13 protein-coding genes and 1 tRNA gene are annotated in these 18,625 nt (G+C 67.5%); 9 read left to right on the forward strand and 5 right to left on the reverse strand.

Annotation, left to right across the window (positions count from 1 at the left end; genetic code table 11):
• Both HFP89_RS10265 and HFP89_RS10270 read left to right on the forward strand, forming a co-directional pair.
• A complete protein-coding gene (locus HFP89_RS10265) occupies positions 1-558 on the forward strand; it encodes a cytochrome c oxidase assembly protein (protein ID WP_168717569.1) in 558 nt (185 codons plus the stop codon).
• Between the two features lie 38 nt (positions 559-596).
• Positions 597-1,457 (forward strand): cytochrome c oxidase subunit 3, encoded by an 861-nt coding sequence (locus HFP89_RS10270; RefSeq protein WP_168717570.1) that lies wholly within the window; start codon positions 597-599, stop codon positions 1,455-1,457.
• A 308-nt stretch (positions 1,458-1,765) separates the two neighbouring features.
• On the opposite strand, the gene infC is transcribed toward HFP89_RS10270, so the two are convergent.
• Positions 1,766-2,290: a translation initiation factor IF-3 gene (gene infC / locus HFP89_RS10275; protein WP_168717620.1), complete on the reverse strand. Its 525-nt coding sequence runs from the start codon at positions 2,288-2,290 to the stop codon at positions 1,766-1,768.
• Positions 2,291-2,338: 48 nt separating this feature from the next.
• Entirely contained in the window at positions 2,339-4,264 is a 1,926-nt protein-coding gene (gene thrS / locus HFP89_RS10280; RefSeq protein ID WP_168717571.1) for a threonine--tRNA ligase, read from the reverse strand.
• A 294-nt stretch (positions 4,265-4,558) separates the two neighbouring features.
• Here thrS and HFP89_RS10285 point away from each other — a divergent pair, with 294 nt between their 5' ends.
• Both HFP89_RS10285 and HFP89_RS10290 read left to right on the forward strand, forming a co-directional pair.
• Complete coding sequence (locus HFP89_RS10285; protein WP_168717572.1) at positions 4,559-7,864, forward strand: EAL domain-containing protein; 3,306 nt, start codon at positions 4,559-4,561, stop codon at positions 7,862-7,864.
• 267 nt (positions 7,865-8,131) lie between these two features.
• Complete coding sequence (locus tag HFP89_RS10290) at positions 8,132-8,488, forward strand: hypothetical protein (protein ID WP_168717573.1); 357 nt, start codon at positions 8,132-8,134, stop codon at positions 8,486-8,488.
• A gap of 321 nt (positions 8,489-8,809) precedes the next feature.
• On the opposite strand, the gene HFP89_RS10295 is transcribed toward HFP89_RS10290, so the two are convergent.
• Positions 8,810-8,886, reverse strand: a tRNA-Val gene (locus tag HFP89_RS10295).
• A gap of 120 nt (positions 8,887-9,006) precedes the next feature.
• Here HFP89_RS10295 and dnaE point away from each other — a divergent pair.
• Together dnaE and cysK are read left to right on the forward strand one after the other, a co-directional pair.
• Positions 9,007-12,552: a DNA polymerase III subunit alpha gene (dnaE, locus tag HFP89_RS10300; RefSeq protein WP_168717574.1), complete on the forward strand. Its 3,546-nt coding sequence runs from the start codon at positions 9,007-9,009 to the stop codon at positions 12,550-12,552.
• A gap of 174 nt (positions 12,553-12,726) precedes the next feature.
• Entirely contained in the window at positions 12,727-13,701 is a 975-nt protein-coding gene (gene cysK, locus HFP89_RS10305; protein ID WP_168717575.1) for a cysteine synthase A, read from the forward strand.
• Here cysK and HFP89_RS10310 read toward each other — a convergent pair.
• Positions 13,680-14,132 carry a hypothetical protein gene (locus tag HFP89_RS10310; RefSeq protein ID WP_168717576.1) on the reverse strand — a complete coding sequence of 151 codons (453 nt, stop codon included), beginning with the start codon at positions 14,130-14,132 and terminating at the stop codon, positions 13,680-13,682. The genes cysK and HFP89_RS10310 overlap by 22 nt on opposite strands.
• A 63-nt stretch (positions 14,133-14,195) precedes the next feature.
• Here HFP89_RS10310 and HFP89_RS10315 point away from each other — a divergent pair, with 63 nt between their 5' ends.
• Positions 14,196-15,305, forward strand: coding sequence for a PQQ-dependent sugar dehydrogenase (locus HFP89_RS10315; RefSeq protein ID WP_168717577.1), 1,110 nt, complete (start codon positions 14,196-14,198; stop codon positions 15,303-15,305).
• Between the two features lie 48 nt (positions 15,306-15,353).
• Here the strand turns inward: HFP89_RS10315 and sufU are convergent, their stop codons facing one another.
• A complete protein-coding gene (sufU, locus tag HFP89_RS10320) occupies positions 15,354-15,788 on the reverse strand; it encodes a Fe-S cluster assembly sulfur transfer protein SufU (RefSeq protein ID WP_168717578.1) in 435 nt (144 codons plus the stop codon).
• A 295-nt stretch (positions 15,789-16,083) separates the two neighbouring features.
• On the opposite strand from sufU, the gene HFP89_RS10325 reads away from it, so the two are divergent.
• Both HFP89_RS10325 and HFP89_RS10330 read left to right on the forward strand, forming a co-directional pair.
• Positions 16,084-17,439, forward strand: a complete 1,356-nt coding sequence (locus tag HFP89_RS10325) for a DEAD/DEAH box helicase (RefSeq protein ID WP_168717579.1) — start codon at positions 16,084-16,086, stop codon at positions 17,437-17,439.
• Positions 17,440-17,492: 53 nt separating this feature from the next.
• Positions 17,493-18,602, forward strand: a complete 1,110-nt coding sequence (locus HFP89_RS10330) for an S-(hydroxymethyl)glutathione dehydrogenase/class III alcohol dehydrogenase (RefSeq protein ID WP_168717580.1) — start codon at positions 17,493-17,495, stop codon at positions 18,600-18,602.
• The last annotated feature ends 23 nt before the right edge of the window (positions 18,603-18,625 follow it).

Here is an 18,625-nt window from a genome sequence, read left to right on the forward strand (position 1 = left end):
ATGAGTAACGACGCACCACAGAGTACGACACGAACGGTAGCCAAGCTCGCGCTGCTCGCCGTGGGCATGTTCGGGTTCGGTTACGCCCTGGTCCCCCTCTACGACAAGTTCTGCGAGGTCACCGGACTGGGCGGGCGCACCGGCGACGCGGTCGCCGAAATCGTCGACGCGCCGGACTCGGACCGCACCGTGCAGGTCCATTTCGACTCCAACGTCAATTCGGCGCTGGACTGGGAGTTCAAGCCGGTCGAAAAATTCATGGACGTCCAGCCCGGCCGGATGTACGAGACCACCTACATCGCCCACAACCGGACGAACCAGACCATCGTCGCCGCGGCCGTGCCGAGCGTCGCGCCCGGCCAGGCGTCGCTGTACTTCAACAAGACCGAGTGCTTCTGCTTCGAAAAGCAGTTGCTGGGTCCGGGCGAGTCGCGTGAGATGCCGGTGCGGTTCTTCGTCGACGATCACCTGCCCGGCAAGATCGACCTGATCACCCTTTCCTACATCATCTACAAGAACGAGGACGAGACCGAACGGGTCGCCGCCGTCGGACCCTGAGGCTCAACGTCCGGAATCCATCGGGAGTCAACACCACCATGGCAAGCGCAAACTACTACGTTCCCCATACCGCGAAATGGCCGATCGTCGGATCCATCGGTCTGTTCCTGCTGGTATCGGGTTTCGCGAACTGGATGAACGGCAGCACGATCGGCCCCTGGATGGCCATCGCCGGCGCCGCCACGGTCATCCTGATGATGTTCGGCTGGTTTGCCGACGTGATCCGGGAATCCGAGGCCGGCCTGTACAACGACAAGGTCGACGCCTCGTTCCGTCAGGGCATGATCTGGTTCATCTTCTCGGAAGTCATGTTCTTCGGCGCGTTCTTCGGCGCGCTGTTCTACGCCCGGATCTTCGCGGTGCCCTGGATCGGCGGCGAGGGCACCGGAGTCATGACCAACAGCCTGCTGTATCCGGAATTCCAGGCCGCCTGGCCGACCAACGGTCCGGCCGGACTCGGCGGTGATTTCAAGACCATCGGCGCCTTCGAACTGCCGCTGATCAACACGTTGATCCTGCTGACCTCCGGCTGGACGATCACCATGGCCCACTGGGCGCTGAAGAAGATGCAGCGCAAGGCCCTGGTGGGCTGGATGCTGGCGACCGTGGCGCTGGGCGTGATCTTCCTGTTCCTGCAGTCCTACGAATACGTCCACGCCTACCGCGACCTGGGCCTGACGCTGGGTTCGGGAATCTACGGGTCGACCTTCTTCATGCTGACCGGATTCCACGGACTGCACGTGACGGTCGGCTCGATCATGCTGCTGGTCATCGCGTTTCGCTGCATGAAGGGCCACTTCAAGCCCGACCACCACTTCGGTTTCGAGGCAGTGGCCTGGTACTGGCACTTCGTCGACGTGGTCTGGCTGGTGCTGTTCCTGTTCGTCTACGTGGTCTGAACCGCGAACAGGCGACGATCTACCGTCGGCCGCTGCCGCGGCCGGGAAAGAAGGGGCTTCGGCCCCTTTTTTCATGCCTGGCACGTCGCACTCGCCCGCCCGCATGGGTGGATGGCCCGCGCCGCGGCGGCGGCCGCTGCAGTCTTCGACCAGGCGCGCGTCATGATCGTCGGACACGCCGTCGATCGCACGATGCCGCCCCAGCGGAACCCGCCGCAGTACTGTCCGGGCACGAAAAAGGGGCCGTTCGGCCCCTTCTTCCATGACGCCGTCGCGGCCCAGGCGAACCGCCGCCGCCCGACCGTACGTCAGGTCTTCTTCGGCGCGAGCATCATCACCATCTGCCGCCCTTCCATGCGCGGATACTGCTCGACGGTGATCTCGCCTTCCATGTCGCTCTCGACCCGCTTGAGGAGATCCCGACCGAGGTCCTGATGCGCCATTTCTCGGCCGCGGAAGCGCAGCGTGACCTTCACCTTGTTGCCTTCATCGATGAACCGGCGAAGGTTGCGCATCTTGACATCGTAATCGTGGTCGTCGGTCCCCGGGCGGAACTTGATCTCCTTGATCTGGATCTGCTTCTGTTTCTTGCGCTGGACCTGTTGCTTCTTGGATTCCTCGAAGCGGAACTTGCCCCAGTCCATGATTCGGCAGACAGGCGGATCGGCCTGCGGCGCGATCTCGACGAGGTCCATGCCCTCGTCCTCGGCCAGCTGGATGGCATCGCGCAGGCTGCGGATGCCGACCTGTTCGCCATCGGATCCTACGACCCGGACCTTGGGCGCCGTGATGTCCTGATTGCGGCGCGTCTTCTTGTCGGTTGCGATGTGAATGTCTCCTTTCGGTGAATTGCATCGGGCAGGGTTCGCTCCCGGACCGGATCAGTCCGTCGCGCTGGCCCGCCCTCGCTGATCGACCCACTGGCCGAGCTTGTCGGCGAAGGCCTCGAGCCGCATCGAGCCGAGATCGTTGCCGTCGCGCTGGCGCACGGCCACGGTCCCCTCCTGCACCTCGCGATCGCCGACCACGAGCAGGAACGGCACTTTGGCCAGGGTCTGCTCGCGGATTTTAAAACCAATCTTTTCGTTCCTCAAGTCGGCATCAGCGCGAAAACCGAGCTCTCCGAGCCGGCGCGCCACCGAGCTGGCGTAATCGGCCTGGGCGTCGGTGATGTTCATCACCACGACCTGGACCGGCGCGAGCCACACCGGCAGGTTGCCGGCGTAATGCTCGATCAGCACGCCGATGAAGCGTTCGACCGAGCCGAGGATGGCCCGGTGGAGCATCACCGGCACCTGCTTTTCGCCGTTCTCGTCGACATAGGCCGCGCCGAGCCGACCCGGCATCGAGAAATCGACCTGCATGGTGCCGCACTGCCAGACCCGGCCGATGCAGTCGGTCAGCGAGAATTCGATCTTCGGGCCGTAGAAGGCGCCCTCGCCGGGCTGGATTTCGTAAGGAATTCCAGCCGCTTCCAGCGCTTCCTTCAGTGCGGCCTCGGCGCGGTCCCAGACCTCGTCGGAGCCCACGCGCTGCTCCGGACGGGTCGAGAGCTTGACCTGGATGTCGTCGAAGCCGAAATCCTTGTAGACGTCGAAGACCAGCGCGTTGAAGGCCAGCACCTCGTCGCGCATCTGCTCGGGCGTGCAGAAGATGTGCGCATCGTCCTGGACGAAATTGCGCACCCGCATCAGTCCGTGCAGCGAGCCCGACGGCTCGTTTCTGTGACAGGAACCGAACTCGGCCATGCGCAGCGGCAGGTCGCGGTAGCTCCGGAGGCCCTGGTTGAAGATCTGCACGTGGCACGGGCAGTTCATCGGCTTGACGGCGTAGGTGCGGTCCTCCGACGAGGTGATGAACATGTTGTCGGCGAAATTGTCCCAGTGGCCCGACTTCTGCCACAGGCTCAGGTCGACGATCTGCGGGGTGTGGACTTCCTGGTAGTCGGCGTCGCGCAGGCGCTGGCGGATGTAGTCCTGGATCAGCATGTAGATCCGCCAGCCGTGGTCGTGCCAGAACACCATGCCCGGCGCTTCGGGCTGTGAATGGAACAGCCCCAGCTTCTTGCCGATCTTGCGATGATCGCGCTTCTCGGCTTCTTCGAGGCGCTTCAGGTAGGCCTTGAGCTGCTTCTTGTCGCCCCAGGCCGTGCCGTAGATGCGCTGCAGCATTTCGTTGTCGGAATCGCCGCGCCAGTAGGCACCGGCCAGCTTGGTCAGTTTGAACGCGCCCAGCTTGCCGGTCGACGGCACGTGCGGCCCTCGGCAAAGGTCGATGAAATCGCCTTGTCGATACAGCGAAAGCGCCTCGTCGGCCGGAATGTCCTCGATGATCTTCGCCTTGTACTCCTCGCCCTGGTCGCGGAAGAAGGCCACGGCCTCGTCCCGCGGCAGAACGCTTCGCTCGACCGGGAGGTCCTCGTCGACGATCCTGGCCATTTCCTTCTCGATCGCCTCCAGGTCATCGAGATGGAACGGCGTGTCGCGGGCGAAATCGTAGTAGAACCCGTGCTCGACCGTTGGCCCGATGGTCACCTGGGTATCCGGAAACAATCGCTTGACGGCCTGCGCCATCAGGTGGGCCGTCGAATGACGGATGACCTCCACGCCCTCCTCGTCACGCCCGGTGATGATCCGCAGGCGGGTGTCGTTCTCGATCCGGTAGTCGGTGTCGACCAGCCGGCCGTCGACCTCGCCGGCCAGCGCGGCGCGGGCCAGACCGGGTCCGATCGACTCGGCCACTTCATGCACCGTGACCGGCGCGTCGAATGATTTCCGGCTTCCGTCCGGGAGCGTGATTTCGGGCATCGGTTCTGCCGTGATCCTGAGCGTGTAATGACCCACCATTGTACCGCGCCGCGGCGCCTGCGGGCGCTGTTGCCGGGCGTTGCGCGCGCGGCCTCCGGCATCGCCGGGAAGGGGTCGTCCCGCGCTGCCTGGCCGAGCGGGTCCGGCCTTCGGAAGCCATTGGTTCGGAACCCGTTTGATTCAGGAAATCTAATGTTGAAACAATCCATTACCCGCGAAGATTCCACTGGATTCCGGCGCTTTGCTTGGGTACAGTCGAGCCGGGGAAAGAAGAACACGGGGGAACGAACGCACGTGGTCCATCCGATCCACCGCAGTACCGCCGTTCGAGCCGCAACCGGTGTGGCGCTGTGCGTGCTGGTCGCTGCAGCCCTGATGCTGACCCCCCTCTCCCAGCCGATCTCGCGCCTGGCCGCCTCGGCCCTGGCCTGGATCACCATCGACCTGATCGCCGTGGCCGTCTCGGCCATGATCGCCGGCGCCGCATGGTTGCATTACCTGACCCGCGCCTCGGACCGCATCGCCCTGTTCGGTGCACTGTTCGCCGGCGTGTTCTCGTTCGAACTCGTGCACGCACTGCAGGTCAATCTCCTCGATACGACCCGCGGCCACGCCAATGGCTCGTACTGGTTCGGCGCCGCGCGGACCCTGGCCGGCATGGTGCTGATCGCCGCTGCGCTGCCCGAACGCTGGTTCCGTGCGCTCTCGCCGCCGGCCGTCCTGCTGATCGGGCTGCTGGCCTGGCTGCTGTTGTTGACGCTGATCCTGCTTGCACCCGCCGAAAGCACCGGCCGGGCCGCGCCTATTCCGACCCCCGGTTCGATGCTGCTGATCGCGCTGTACCTGTCGGCGGCCGCGCTGCACGCGGCGTGGTTGCTTCGCCCGGCACCCAGCGGCCATGCTTACCTCGTCGCCGCAGGGGTGGTCCTGGCCTTCGGCGAGGCCGCCATCGCGACCGCACCCGCCGACCCCGGTGTCGGCGAACTGCTCGGACATGCCTTCCGGGTGATCGGCGCGCTGTTCCTCATTCGCGCACTGCTGCTGGAAATCCCGCGGACGCGGCTGCGGCTGCCCGGCGTCGTCGCCGGCGACCCGGCCGCCGGCCCGGAGCAACTGCCGGACCTGCTGGCCGAAATCGATCGGTCGACCCGAATCCTGCACCTGCAGGCCAATCCGCCGGACGTGCTCACGGGCGCCGCCCACGCGCTGCGCGGCCGCCGACTCGACGAGATCCTGCCCGACGAGGCCGTCGATACCTGTCGCGCAGCACTCGCGCAGGTCGAACGCAGCGGCATTCCGCAGCGCGCCTCGATCGAAGTCGGGCTGCCGGCCGGGCGCCGGCGGATCGAGGTTTCGGTTTCGCGCCGGACGCCGCAGGCCGGAGGCGAGCCGACCTTCACGCTGCTGGCGCGCAGCGACGGCCGTCCGAGCACCCCGGCGGCGACCGACGCCGGCAGCGCGCCATCGCGGCTCAACGCAGCGCTGCTGGAACTGCACCGTCAGAGCGCATCGGCCAGCGAGAACGAACTGCTGGTCTCGGCGGCGTCGATGGCCGAGCAACTGACCCGAAGCCCGATCGCGCGCCTGTTCCGGATCGGAGCCGATGGCCGATTGACGCCGTGCACGGCGCAGACCGGAACCGGCGACACCACGGTTGCGCAGCCGATCGAACTCGCTCGCGCTGGCGTCTGGGCCGACGGGCTGCGCCAGCAACGACCGATCGTCAGCAACCAGCCCGCACCGGAGCCCGAGGCCGGATCGGACCCGCTGGGTCAGCTGATGCGGTGGATCAGCCTGCCGGTGAGCGACGATGACGAAGCGCGCCTGCTGTTGGTGGTCGGCAACCGCGACACGGCCTACTGCGATCGTGACGTACTCGCTCTGCAGGTGCTGGCCAATGCCGCCTGGTCGGCGGTCAAGCGCAAGCGGCAGGATGGCCGTCTTCGGCTGCTGTCGATCGGAGTCGACCAGAGCCCGAACCCGATCCTGATCACCGATGCCCGCTCCCGCATCGAGTACGTCAATGCCGCGTTCGAAGCCGTGACCGGCTATACCCGCGAGGAGGTGATCGGACAGAACCCCTCGATCCTCGCGTCCGGCCAGACGCCGGAGTCGACCTATCGGGACATGTGGCAGACCCTGTCGACCGGTCAGCCCTGGCGGGGCGAGCTGATCAATCAGAGGAAGAACGGCCAGCGTTTTCTCGAGCAGGCGCTGATCTACCCGGTCCGCGCCGCCGACGGCCAGGTCACGCACTACCTGGCGCACATCCGCGACATCACCGAGCGGCGCGAAATCGAGTCGCGCGTCGACCGGCTGACCCGCTTCGACCAGCTGACCGGCCTGCCCAACCGGACCGCGATCGAGGAAACCCTGGAGCATTTGCTCTCGGCGCCCGATCCGCGGCTGGCCGTGCTCTGGATCAACCTCGACAACTTCAAGCTGGTCAACGAGAGCCTCGGCCGTGACGTCGGCAACCTGTTCCTGCTCGAAACGGCCAACCGATTGCGCGTCGAACTCGACGAAAACGCGCTGCTGGGCCGCCAATCCGGCGACAGCTTCCTGGTGGCCCTTCCGCGGGCAAGCCAGAGCGACTCGGCACTGTGCGCCCACCGCCTGATGGACATCATCCAGACCCCGACCCGCGTCGGCCGGCGGGAACTGGCGGTCACCGCCTCGGTCGGTGCAGCACTGGCGCCGGACGATGCCGACAACGTCGATCGGCTGCTGCGCTACGCAGAAGCGGCCATGTACGACGCCAAGCGCGAAGGGCGGAACAACCTGCGGTTCTATTCCCGCCGCCTGCAGAGCGTCAGCGAGCGCACGCTGCGCTTGATCAGCGGCATCGGACCGGCGCTGCAGCGCGGCGAGATGCGGATGGTCTACCAGCCGCAGATGAACCTGGCCGACGGCCGACTGATCGGCGCAGAGGCCCTGATCCGGTGGCGGCACGCCGAGCTCGGCGACATTCCGCCGTCGGAGTTCATTCCGCTGGCCGAACAGGGCGGCCTGATCAACACGCTGGGCGGCTGGGTCATCGACGCGGTCACCCACCAGGCGCGAGCCTGGCGCGACGCAGGTCTCGACGTGCCGGTGCTGGCGATCAACCTGTCGGCCTCACAAGTCACCCAGCATGACCTGATCGACCGACTGAACAACGCCGTGGACCACGCCGGCATCGCTCCACAGTGCCTCGAGCTGGAGCTGACCGAGGCTGCCGCGCTGAAGGACCCGACGCTCGCCGAACAGACGATCGGCGCGCTGAGCGAGAACGGCTTTTCGCTGGCCATCGACGACTTCGGTTCCGGCTACTCGTCGATGAACTACCTCAAGCGCTTCGCCGTGAACTGCCTGAAGATCGATGCCGCCTTCATCCAGGACCTCGAATCCAGCCAGGACGATCGGGCCATCGTCCGCGCCATCATCCAGCTGGCTCACAGCCTCGGCATGCGCACCGTTGCCGAAGGCGTCGAGCGCGGCGCCCAGGTCGAGTTCCTGCGCGAACAGGGCTGCGACGCCATCCAGGGCTACTGGTTCGCCCGCCCGCTCGAAGTCGAAGCGTTCGAAACCTTCTGCAGGAACCACGACGCGCCCGACTGACGCCGGCCGCGCCACGGTCGCTCGACGCCCGACTGCGAACGGCACCGTGCAGTTGCAGGCACCGGACCCTGCAATCGCCGTCGTGGCCGGTGCGGCCGCCTCGAAACCGTCGTCGAAGATGCCCGCACCGCCGAGGATCTCGACCCGCCAATTGTCTCCGGTCATCCGGCCATCGACGAAGAACGCATCGGGTTGGACCCCCCATGGATAACTGGCACCGAACTGCAGCCCGAACGACATCGGACGCCCGACCGCGCGGAAATCGGGGTGCTGGCCGGGCAGCCCGAACTCGGCTTCGAGCAGCACCCGGTCCAGCACCTGCGACTGGCCAGCCTGGACGAAACTCCCGGCGTCGGCGAATGCCAGGACCGAGCCGTCCGCCTGCGGCTGGAACATCACCAGTTGCGCGAAAATACCCTGCTCCGGCGGAACCATCGTCGCACTGATGACTTCGGCATCGAGCATCCAGCGCACCGCGGCCACTCCATCGACCGTGGCCGGATCGAGCTGGAAATCGGCCGGCGTCGAAATCACCGGCGACATCGCGCCGACGGCGAACTCCTGGCCGTAAGGCACGATGATCAGTCCAACACAGAGCCGGAGGATCAGCGAGCCAAGCGGTGAGCCTCGCGAATCACGGCTTTGCTCGGACATGAGTCACCTGCTCGAATTTTTCGTGGAACATGAAGAACCGGAACTGGACAAGACGATGAAACGGGCCTTCGGAGGGATTTCTCCATCGTGCCCGAATCCAGAGAAATGGCGGAGGTGGCGTAGAAGACAGTTATGACGGGAATGAAATTTCCTTCTCGGGGTTTCTTGGGTGCGCGGACAGCAGTGACGCGCGGAGCGCAGCGACCGCAGTGTGCCTATATGGCACATGAGGATCGTGAGCACCGAACGGCGCTGCTGGCCGTGTGCCCAAGGAAGCCTGAGAGGGAAATTTGGTGGGCGATGCTGGATTTGAACCAGCGACCTCTGCCATGTCAAGACAGCGCTCTAACCAACTGAGCTAATCGCCCGTACAGCCAAGCCCGCAAAGATACCAAACCGCCCCGAATTTGGCAACACTCCGGTGAATTTTTTCACTCCGGATCGAACGCGCCCCGGTGCCCCGCTGCGGGCTTGCCTATACTTTCCGGATGCCCGCCGACCCCACCGAATCGCCCGCCGACGAGCCCACGCCGGAGACGCCCGCCCGGGCCGCGTCCTTCGTGCACCTGCGGGTCCACTCCCAGTACAGCCTGGAGGACGGACTGGCCAAGCCGGCCGCGCTGGTCGCCCGCGCGCGCGAGTTGGGCATGCCGGCGATCGCGATGACCGACTGGCACAACCTGTTCGGGCTGGTCAAGTTCTACCGCGAGGCCAACCGGGCCGGGATCAAGCCGCTGGTCGGTACCGACCTGCGCATCCTCACGCCCAGCCGGCCGGAGCCGCATGTCGCCACGCTTCTGGTGATGGACCGCGAAGGCTATCTGAACCTGTGCCGCCTGATCTCGCGCAGTTTCATCGAGGGTCGTCACCAGGGTCAGCCGCGGGTCCACGAAGACTGGCTGACCCCGGAGGCCTGCAGCGGATTGATCGCGCTGACCGGCTGGGCCGGCGACGTGGGCCAGGCGCTTGCCCTGGGTCATCCGAACGAGGCGCGGCGCCGGCTCGATGCCTGGGCCGCGCGCTTCCCGGACCGGCTCTACGTGGAGCTGGCGCGCACCGGCCGCAGCGGCGAACAGGCGGTCGAGTCGGGGCTGATCGCCGCGGCAATCGACGCCGACGTGCCGGTGGTGGCCAGCAACGATGTGCGCTTCTCGACGCCCGGGGAGTTCCTGGCCCACGAGGCCCGCGTGTGCATCCACCAGGGGCGTCTGCTCGACGACAAGCACCGGCCGCGCGAGTTCGTCGATCAGCAGTACCTGAAATCACCGGCCGAGATGGGCGAGGTCTTCGCCGACCTGCCGGTGGCGCTGGAAAACACGGTCGAGCTGGCCAAGCGGCTGAACCTGGAGCTGACCCTCGGCGAGTACGCCCTGCCCGACTTTCCGCTGCCGGAGGGCGAAACCGCCGACGCGTTCCTGCGCCGCAAGAGCTTCGAGGGCCTCGAGCAGCGCTTGGCGCAGTACGGCCCGGCCGAAGGCCATACCGAGGACGACTACCGCGAGCGCGTCGAGCAGGAGCTCGAGGTCATCATCTCGATGGGCTTTCCGGGGTATTTCCTGATCGTTGCCGACTTCATCGCCTGGGCCAAGAACAACGACGTGCCGGTCGGGCCCGGACGAGGCTCCGGCGCCGGCTCGCTGGTGGCCTGGTGCATCGGCATCACCGAACCCGATCCGCTGCGCTACGACCTGCTGTTCGAGCGATTCCTGAACCCCGAGCGCGTGTCGATGCCCGACTTCGACATCGATTTCTGCGTCGAGGGCCGCGACCGCGTGATCGACTACGTGGCCGATCACTACGGCCGCCAGAGCGTCAGCCAGATCATCACCTACGGCACGCTGGCGGCCAAGGCCGCGGTGCGCGACTGCGGCCGCGTGCTGGGCTACAACTACGGCTTCGTCGACTCGATCGCCAAGCTCATTCCGCCCGACCTGAACATGACGCTGGAAAAGGCGCTGAAGCAGGAGCCGGAGCTCAATCAGCGCTTCGAGCGCGAGGACGACACCCGCAGCATCTACGACCTGGCGCTGCAGCTCGAAGGCGTGGCCCGGAACGCCGGCAAGCACGCCGGCGGCGTGGTCATCGCACCGGGCCCGCTGACCGACTTCACCCCGCTCTACACGGATCCGCGCACCGGCTCGGTGGTGACCCAGTTCGACAAGAACGATGTCGAATCGGTCGGCCTGGTCAAGTTCGACTTCCTCGGCCTGCGCAACCTCACCATCATCAACTGGGCGCTGAAATCGGTGAACCGGCAGCGTCGCGCGCAGGGCGAGCCGGAGGTCGATCTCGATCGGCTCCCGATGGACGACGCACCGACCTTCAAGCTGCTCCAGAAGGCCCACACGACGGCGGTATTCCAGCTGGAATCGCGCGGCATGAAGGACCTGCTACGCAAGCTGGTCCCCGACAGCTTCGACGACATCGTGGCGGCCGTCGCGCTGTTCCGGCCCGGTCCGCTGGACGCCGGGATGGTCGATGACTACGTCGAGCGCAAGCACGGCCGTGCCACGGTCAAGTACCCGCACCCGCTTACGGAGCCGATCCTGGCGCCGACCTACGGGGTGATCCTGTACCAGGAGCAGGTCATGCAGATCGCCCAGGTCGTGGCCGGCTACACACTCGGCGGCGCCGACCTGCTGCGGCGCGCGATGGGCAAGAAGGACCGCGAGCTGATGGCCAGGCAGCGCGAGATCTTCTGCGCCGGCGCGGCCGACAACGGCGTCGACGCCAACGATGCCGGCCACCTGTTCGACCTGATCGAGACCTTCGCCGGTTACGGCTTCAACAAGTCGCACTCGGTGGCCTATGCGCTGGTCGCGTATCACACCGCCTGGTTGAAGGCCCACTACCCGGCCGAGTTCATGGCCGCGGTGCTCTCGGCCGACATGGACAAGACCGACAAGGTCGCCAACCTGATCGAGGACTGCCGGGTCATGGGCCTGAGCATCCTGCCGCCGGACATCAACGCCTCGGTCTATCGCTTCGAGGTCGAGAACGGGCATATCCGCTACGGCCTGGGCGCGGTCAAGGGCGTCGGCGAGGGCGTGATCGAGAACATCGTCCAGGTCCGCGAGCGCACCGGGCCGTTCCGCTCGCTGACCGGACTGCTGCGCGAGCTCGATCTCGGCAAGCTGAACAAGCGCACGATGGAAACGCTGGTCCGGGCCGGCGTGCTCGACCCGATCAGCGACAACCGCGCCGCGCTGATGCAGGCACTGCCCGACGCCTGGGCGGCGGCCGAGCGGCACCAGGCCGACTCCGCCGCCGGCCAGGCCAGCCTGTTCGGCGGCGGAGGCGGGCCGGCCGCCGTTGCCGACGACGATCCGCCGCTGCCCGAAGTCCCGGCCTGGAATGCCCGCCAGCGGCTGCGCGCCGAGCGCGAAACGCTGGGCCTGTATCTGACCGGTCACCCGATGGACGACCTGGTCGAGGAACTCGGCGGCTTCGTCAGCTGCCGGATCGAAGCCGTCGGCGAGCGACTCGATGGCAACGGCGGCGGCAACGGCGAAGGCCGGCGCGGTCGCCGGGTCGGAGTGCCGATGACCCTGGCCGGATTGGTCGTGGCGCTTCGGCGCCGGCCAGGCAAGGGCGTGTTCGCCGCAATCGACGACGGCAGCGGACGGATGGAGGTCGCGGTGTTCGACCGGGTCATGCAGGAATCCGGCGACGTGCTGGTCAACGACGAGGTCGTGGTGGTCAGCGGCAAGGTCGATATCGACGACTTCAACGGCGGCTACCGGATGGTCGCCGAACACGTCGAGACGCTGGACCAGGCCCGCGAACGCTTCGCCCACCACCTCGAGCTCCGCCTGGCCGCGGGCCGGTCGACCCGGGACCTGTCCGAAGACCTGGCCGCCGCGCTGCGTCCGTACCGGCACGGCGACGTGCCGGTCGTCGTCCACTACACCAACGGCCGCGCCGAGGCCACGCTGAAGCTCGGTCCCGGCTGGCGCGTGCGACCCTGCACCGAACTGCTGGCCGCCGTCGGCGGACTGGACGCCGTGGAAGCCGCGCGCCTGGTCTATCGATGAACCCCCGGACCGTCCCCGGACGGCGCCCTCTTCCAGCGCTCGCCCCTGGCCCGGCCCTCGACGGCCCCTCGACCCTCTCTCCTCGCTCCTGCCACCCCCCCCATTGACTTCGCCACCGATCGACCGAAGCTACACTCCCAACCCTCCATCGTCCAAGCGCGCGAGGCTCTACTCATGATTCACGACGATATTCTCACCACCATCGGCCGCACCCCGGTCGTTCGCCTGAACCGCATCGGCCCGTCGCACGTCGACCTCTACGCCAAGCTCGAATTCTTCAACCCGATGAGTTCGGTCAAGGACCGCCTGGCGATCGGCATCATCGAAGACGCCGAGCGGCGCGGAACGCTGAAGCCGGGCCAGACGGTGGTCGAAGCCACCTCGGGCAACACCGGCATCGCGCTGGCCATGGTCTGCGCCGCCAGGGGCTATCCGTTCGTCGCGCTGATGGTCGAAACCTTCTCGGTCGAGCGACGGAAGCTGATGCGGGCGCTGGGCGCGAAGGTCATCCTGACGCCGAAGGAAGAGAAAGGGACCGGCATGGTCCGGCGCGCCGCCGAGCTGGCCGAGCGCAACGGCTGGTTCCTGGCCCGCCAGTTCCAGAACCCGGCCAACCCCGAGTACCACGCCAACACCACCGGCCCGGAGATCCTGCGCGACTTCACCGGCCGCCGACTCGACTACTTCATCACCGCCTGGGGCACCGGCGGCACGCTGTCGGGCGCCGGCCGCGTGCTGAAGGCCGGGCGGCCCGACATCCAGGTCATCGCCACCGAACCGGCCGGCGCCGCGCTGCTGTCGGGCAAGGACTGGACGCCGCACAGGATCCAGGGCTGGACCCCGGACTTCGTGCCCGAGGTGCTCGACCGCGACATGGCCGACCGCATCGTTCCGGTCACCGACGAAGAAGCGCGCGACATGGCCCAGCGGATGGCCCGCGAGGAAGGCATCTTCACCGGCATCTCCGGCGGCGGCACCGTGGCGGCCATGGTCAAGGTGGCCGAGCAGGCTCCCGAGGGCTCGTCCCTGGTCGCGATCGTCGCCGATACCGGCGAGCGCTACCTCTCGACCTTCCTGTTCGAGAACGTCAACGAGGACTCCGACCGCGACTGGTTGGTCGAACAGGGCTACGCCGACGAGGACTTCTGAGGACGGGTCACGACGACGTACACCAGGCCGGCCAGGGCGCCGGCCAGGCACAGCAGCGTGACACCCAGCGGCGTGCGCGCCGCGGCGATCGCGGTGATCGGCAGCGCCCATTGCATGGCCAGCAACAGCGTCGCCAGGGCGGTGAACCCGGCCAGCGGGAACAGCGCGCTGCGCCAGCCCGGCCGGAGCCGGGCCAGCCCGGCCGCCACCGGCCAGGCCACGATGAATCCGGCCGCGATCAACGCAGCATAGAGCGGCGCGAACCGGACCAGGTCGTGGGCCAGCATCCCCAGCCGCTCGCCGAGCGGTACCGGCACACCCAGTGCGACCAGCGCCGCGGCGTTCGTCCAAACCTGGACCAGCGTGCCGCCGAGCGCGGCGACGACCACCGCCAGTACCCAGCCCAGCACCACACGGACGCGCCGCGTCATGGTTTCTCTGCGCGCGTCGCGCTGGTATTCTCGGCCGTACACCCGGCCCGATCGTCCCTGCCCATGCGAATCCTTCCCCGCTCGTTCATTGCGCTGCTGCCGTGGCTGCTGGTGCTGCTCGCCACCGCGGCCTCGGCGCGAGACTACCAGATCGACACCGTGACCGACGGGCTGAACTGGCCGTGGTCGCTGGCCTTCCTGCCCGACGGGCGAATGCTGGTGACCGAGCGCGGCGGCGACCTGCACATCATCGACAACGGTCGGCTTCAGGACGCGCCGGTCGCCGGCCTTCCGAAAGTCTACGCCAACAGCCAGGGCGGGCTGTTCGAAGCGCTGCCGCACCCGGACCACGCGACCAACGGCTGGGTCTACCTGTCCTACGCGCACGGCACGCCGGAGGCGAACACCACTCGCGTCAGCCGGGCCCGCCTGGACGGCAACCGGCTGGTCGATCTCGAAGTGCTGTTCACGGCCCGGCCGACCAAGGACACGCCGGTCCACTACGGCGGCCGGATGGCCTGGCTGCCGGACGGCAGCCTGGTGCTCGGCCTCGGCGACGGCTTCGACTTCCGGGAATCGGCCCAGCAGCCGGACAGCCACCTGGGCAGCATCGTGCGGATCGGTGCCGACGGCTCGGTGCCCGCCGACAACCCCTTGGTCGGCCGAGCCGATGCCCGGCCCAAAACCTGGAGCTACGGCCACCGCAACGTCCAGGGCCTGGCCTGGGACGACCGGCGCGGCGTGCTGTGGCAGCACGAGCACGGTCCACGCGGCGGCGACGAGATCAACGTGATCGAAGCCGGCGCGAACTACGGCTGGCCGGTCGCCACCCACGGCATCGACTACTCCGGTGCATCGATCTCGCCGTACACCGAGCGACCCGGCATGGTCGACCCACGGCTGGTCTGGACGCCGTCGATCGCCCCGGCCGGGCTGGCCATCTACCGCGGCGAGCCGTTCGCCGACTGGGACGGCGACCTGCTGGTCAGCGCGCTGGCCGCGCGACAGCTCCGCCGGGTCGAACTCGACGGCGAGGAGATCGTCGGCCAGCACCTGATGCTCGAGGAGCTCGGCGAGCGGCTTCGCGACGTACGGGTCGGCCCCGACGGGCTGGTCTACGTGCTGACCGATGCCGCCGAGGGCCGCCTGCTGCGGCTGAGCCCGGCCCCTTAGGGGCCCCGCGACGCGCCGCCCGCGAGTCCCGACGACCGCCGCGGGCGGTCAGCGCCGCGGGGAGACGGCGTCGAGCGCCGTCTCCCACGGCAACAAGGCGTTTCTTACCCTCGAAGGGAACTTCGATACCGCTCGCAGGCAGTTGATTTCATTGAACTCGCCATCATCCGGATGCTCGGGATCCTCGAGCAGGGCCCGGAATCTGGCCGCGTCGTTGGCAAGTCCGTCGACCGACCGTCCGCGCAACCACTCGGTCAGCATCGACGCCGATGCGGTGGTCACGGCACAGGCCTCGCCGTGCCAGCCGGCGTCCTCGATGCGGCCGTCCTCGACGGTGAGCTCGACGATGAGGTCGTCACCGCACAGCGCGTCCAGTCCCCGCGCCCGATGGGTCGCTGCGGGCAACTCGCGCCGATTCCGCGGCGTTCGGTTGTGATCCAGGATCACCTGCTGATAGAGCTCGACCAGGGCCATGGAGCGCATTCTATCGCCGCACGGACCTGCGCCCGACCGGGACCGCAGCGCGGATGACCGGCGCCCCCTCGGCGAGATCGCCGGGGTGCTCCGCAACGGCAGCCTGGTCTCGGGCCGGGACTCGCCGATGAGCGCCGCGAAGACGCAAAACGTGATACAGTGCCGTCGGCGCTGAGGGTGGATCGTTCCGATCGACTCTCGGTGGCTCGCTTCGCGGATGTACTCCCACCAAGGCCCTCCCCGATTCGTAGTTCGCCGTCGACCTCGATGGCCTTTCGCCTTGGTGCTCAAGGAACTTCATCCGATGACATTCGAACCTCTCGGCCTCCGAGCCGAACTCCTGCGCGCCATCGACGCGCAGGGCTTTACCTCTCCGACCCCGATCCAGCAGCGGTCCATTCCGGTGATCATGGAGGGGCGCGACATCATGGCCAGCGCCCAGACCGGCACCGGCAAGACCGCCGCGTTCGCGCTGCCGACGCTGCAGCGGCTGGCCGATGGGCGCAGCCGGAACGGTGCGGGCCGACCGGCCGTTCGCGCCCTGGTCCTGGCGCCGACGCGTGAGCTGGCGGCCCAGGTCCACGAGAACTTCCGCGACCTCGGTCGGCACCTGCCGCTGAAATCGGCAGTGGTCTTCGGCGGCGTCAACATCAACCCGCAGATCAACACGCTCAAGCGCGGCGTCGACATCCTGATCGCCACGCCCGGTCGCCTGATCGACCTGATGGAGCGCCGCTGCGTCCAGCTGGACCAGCTCGAAGTGCTGATCCTCGACGAGGCCGACCGGATGCTCGACATGGGCTTCCTGCCGGCGATCCAGCGCATCCTCAAGGCCGTGCCCGCCCGCCGCCAGACGCTGCTGTTCTCGGCCACGTTCTCGGCCGAGATCACGAACCTGGCCGCCCGGTTCCTGAACGATCCGGTGCGCGTCGAGACCGCGCCGCCGAACTCCACGGTCGAAGCGATCGCACAGAAAGCGATCCCGGTCGACCAGGACCGCAAGCGGGAGCTGCTGTCGTGGATGATCGGCAGCAACGACTGGCACCAGGTGCTGGTGTTCACCCGCACCAAGCACGGCGCCAACCGCCTGGCCAAGCAGCTGGAATCCGACGGCGTTTCGGCCGCGGCCATCCACGGCAACAAGAGCCAGGGAGCACGCACCCGGGCCCTGGGCGACTTCAAGTCCGGAAAGATCCGGGCCCTGGTGGCCACCGACATCGCCGCGCGCGGGCTGGACATCGAGCAGCTGCCGCACGTGGTCAACTACGACATCCCGGAAGTGCCCGAAGACTATGTCCACCGGATCGGCCGCACCGGCCGCGCCGGCCGCGACGGCCTGGCCGTGTCGCTGGTCGCCGGTTCCGAACACGGCAAGTTCGAAGCCGTGCGCAAGCTGGTCAAGGTCGAGATTCCGACCGAGATCATGGACGGGTACGAGCCGACCGAGCCGCTGAATCATTCGACCAAGTCGAAGCGAGGTGGCGGTGGCGGCGGTGGCGGCCAGCGGACCGGCAATCGGACCGGCAATCAGGCAGGAAACCGCGGCGGCAACGCTCGCGCCGCGCGCAGCGGCGGCCCGCGCAAGCGCGGCGGCGGTTCCGGCAACGGTCGCGGCCAGCAAGGCCGATCGCAGCGCGGCGGCCGCCGCAAGGCGGCCTGAACCCGGCTCGCCGGACCGGTATCATCGGGGCCTCGTACTACGGAGCCCCGACCATGCAGACCCGTGCCGCAATCGCCTTCGAACCCGGCCAGCCGCTCTCGATCGAAACCGTCGACCTGGCCGGCCCGCGCGCCGGCGAGGTGCTGGTCGAGATCAAGGCCACCGGCCTGTGCCACACCGACGCCTACACGCTGTCCGGGCGCGATCCCGAAGGCCTGTTTCCCGCCATCCTCGGCCATGAAGGCGCCGGGGTCGTGCTCGAGGTCGGCGACGGCGTGAGGTCGCTGCAGCCCGGCGACCACGTCATTCCGCTCTACACCCCCGAATGCCGGGAGTGCGAGTACTGCCTGAATCCGAAGACCAACCTGTGCCAGTCCATTCGCGAGACCCAGGGCAAGGGCGTGATGCCCGACGGCTCGTCGCGATTCAGCCTCGACGGCGAGCCCTTGTACCACTACATGGGCACCTCGACCTTCGCCAACCACACCGTGCTGCCCGAGATCGCGCTGGCGAAGATCCATCCCGACGCGCCGTTCGACAAGGTCTGCTACATCGGCTGCGGCGTGACCACCGGAATCGGCGCGGTGATCTGGACCGCCGGGGTCGAACCCGGCTCGAAGGTCGTGGTCTTCGGGCTCGGCGGCATCGGCCTGAACGTGATCCAGGGCGCCCGGATGGCCGGTGCCGAGCAGATCGTCGGGGTCGACCTCAACCCCCGGCGGCGCGAACTGGCCGAGCGATTCGGCATGACCGATTTCGTCGACCCGAAGGACGTCGACGGCGATCTGGTGCCCTATCTCGTTCACCTGACCGGGGGTGGCGCCGACTACAGTTTCGAGTGCATCGGCAATGTCGAGGTCATGCGCCAGGCGCTGGAGTGCTGCCACAAGGGCTGGGGCACTTCGGTGATCATCGGCGTGGCCGGTGCCGGCGAGGAGATCGCCACCCGGCCGTTCCAGCTGGTCACCGGTCGCAACTGGCGCGGCAGCGCCTTCGGCGGCGCACGGGGCCGGACCGACGTGCCGAAGATCGTCGACTGGTACATGGATGGCCGGATCGACATCGACAGCCTGATCACCCACACGCTGCCGCTGGAGAAGATCAACGACGGCTTCGACCTGATGCACGCCGGCGAGTCGATCCGCTCGGTCGTCGTCTACTGACCCGGACCGGACCCTCCCGCATG

The organism is Wenzhouxiangella sp. XN79A (assembly GCF_012272825.1).
Taxonomy (GTDB): domain Bacteria; phylum Pseudomonadota; class Gammaproteobacteria; order Xanthomonadales; family Wenzhouxiangellaceae.

Excerpts from the sequence above, each read along its gene's own strand:
- HFP89_RS10265 (WP_168717569.1), top strand. The coding sequence starts at position 1 with ATGAGTAACGACGCACCACAGAGTACGACACGAACGGTAGCCAAGCTC.
- HFP89_RS10270 (WP_168717570.1), top strand. The coding sequence starts at position 597 with ATGGCAAGCGCAAACTACTACGTTCCCCATACCGCGAAATGGCCGATC.
- thrS (WP_168717571.1), bottom strand. The coding sequence starts at position 4,264 with ATGCCCGAAATCACGCTCCCGGACGGAAGCCGGAAATCATTCGACGCG.
- dnaE (WP_168717574.1), top strand. The coding sequence starts at position 9,007 with ATGCCCGCCGACCCCACCGAATCGCCCGCCGACGAGCCCACGCCGGAG.
- cysK (WP_168717575.1), top strand. The coding sequence starts at position 12,727 with ATGATTCACGACGATATTCTCACCACCATCGGCCGCACCCCGGTCGTT.
- HFP89_RS10310 (WP_168717576.1), bottom strand. The coding sequence starts at position 14,132 with ATGACGCGGCGCGTCCGTGTGGTGCTGGGCTGGGTACTGGCGGTGGTC.
- HFP89_RS10315 (WP_168717577.1), top strand. The coding sequence starts at position 14,196 with ATGCGAATCCTTCCCCGCTCGTTCATTGCGCTGCTGCCGTGGCTGCTG.
- sufU (WP_168717578.1), bottom strand. The coding sequence starts at position 15,788 with ATGCGCTCCATGGCCCTGGTCGAGCTCTATCAGCAGGTGATCCTGGAT.
- HFP89_RS10325 (WP_168717579.1), top strand. The coding sequence starts at position 16,084 with ATGACATTCGAACCTCTCGGCCTCCGAGCCGAACTCCTGCGCGCCATC.
- HFP89_RS10330 (WP_168717580.1), top strand. The coding sequence starts at position 17,493 with ATGCAGACCCGTGCCGCAATCGCCTTCGAACCCGGCCAGCCGCTCTCG.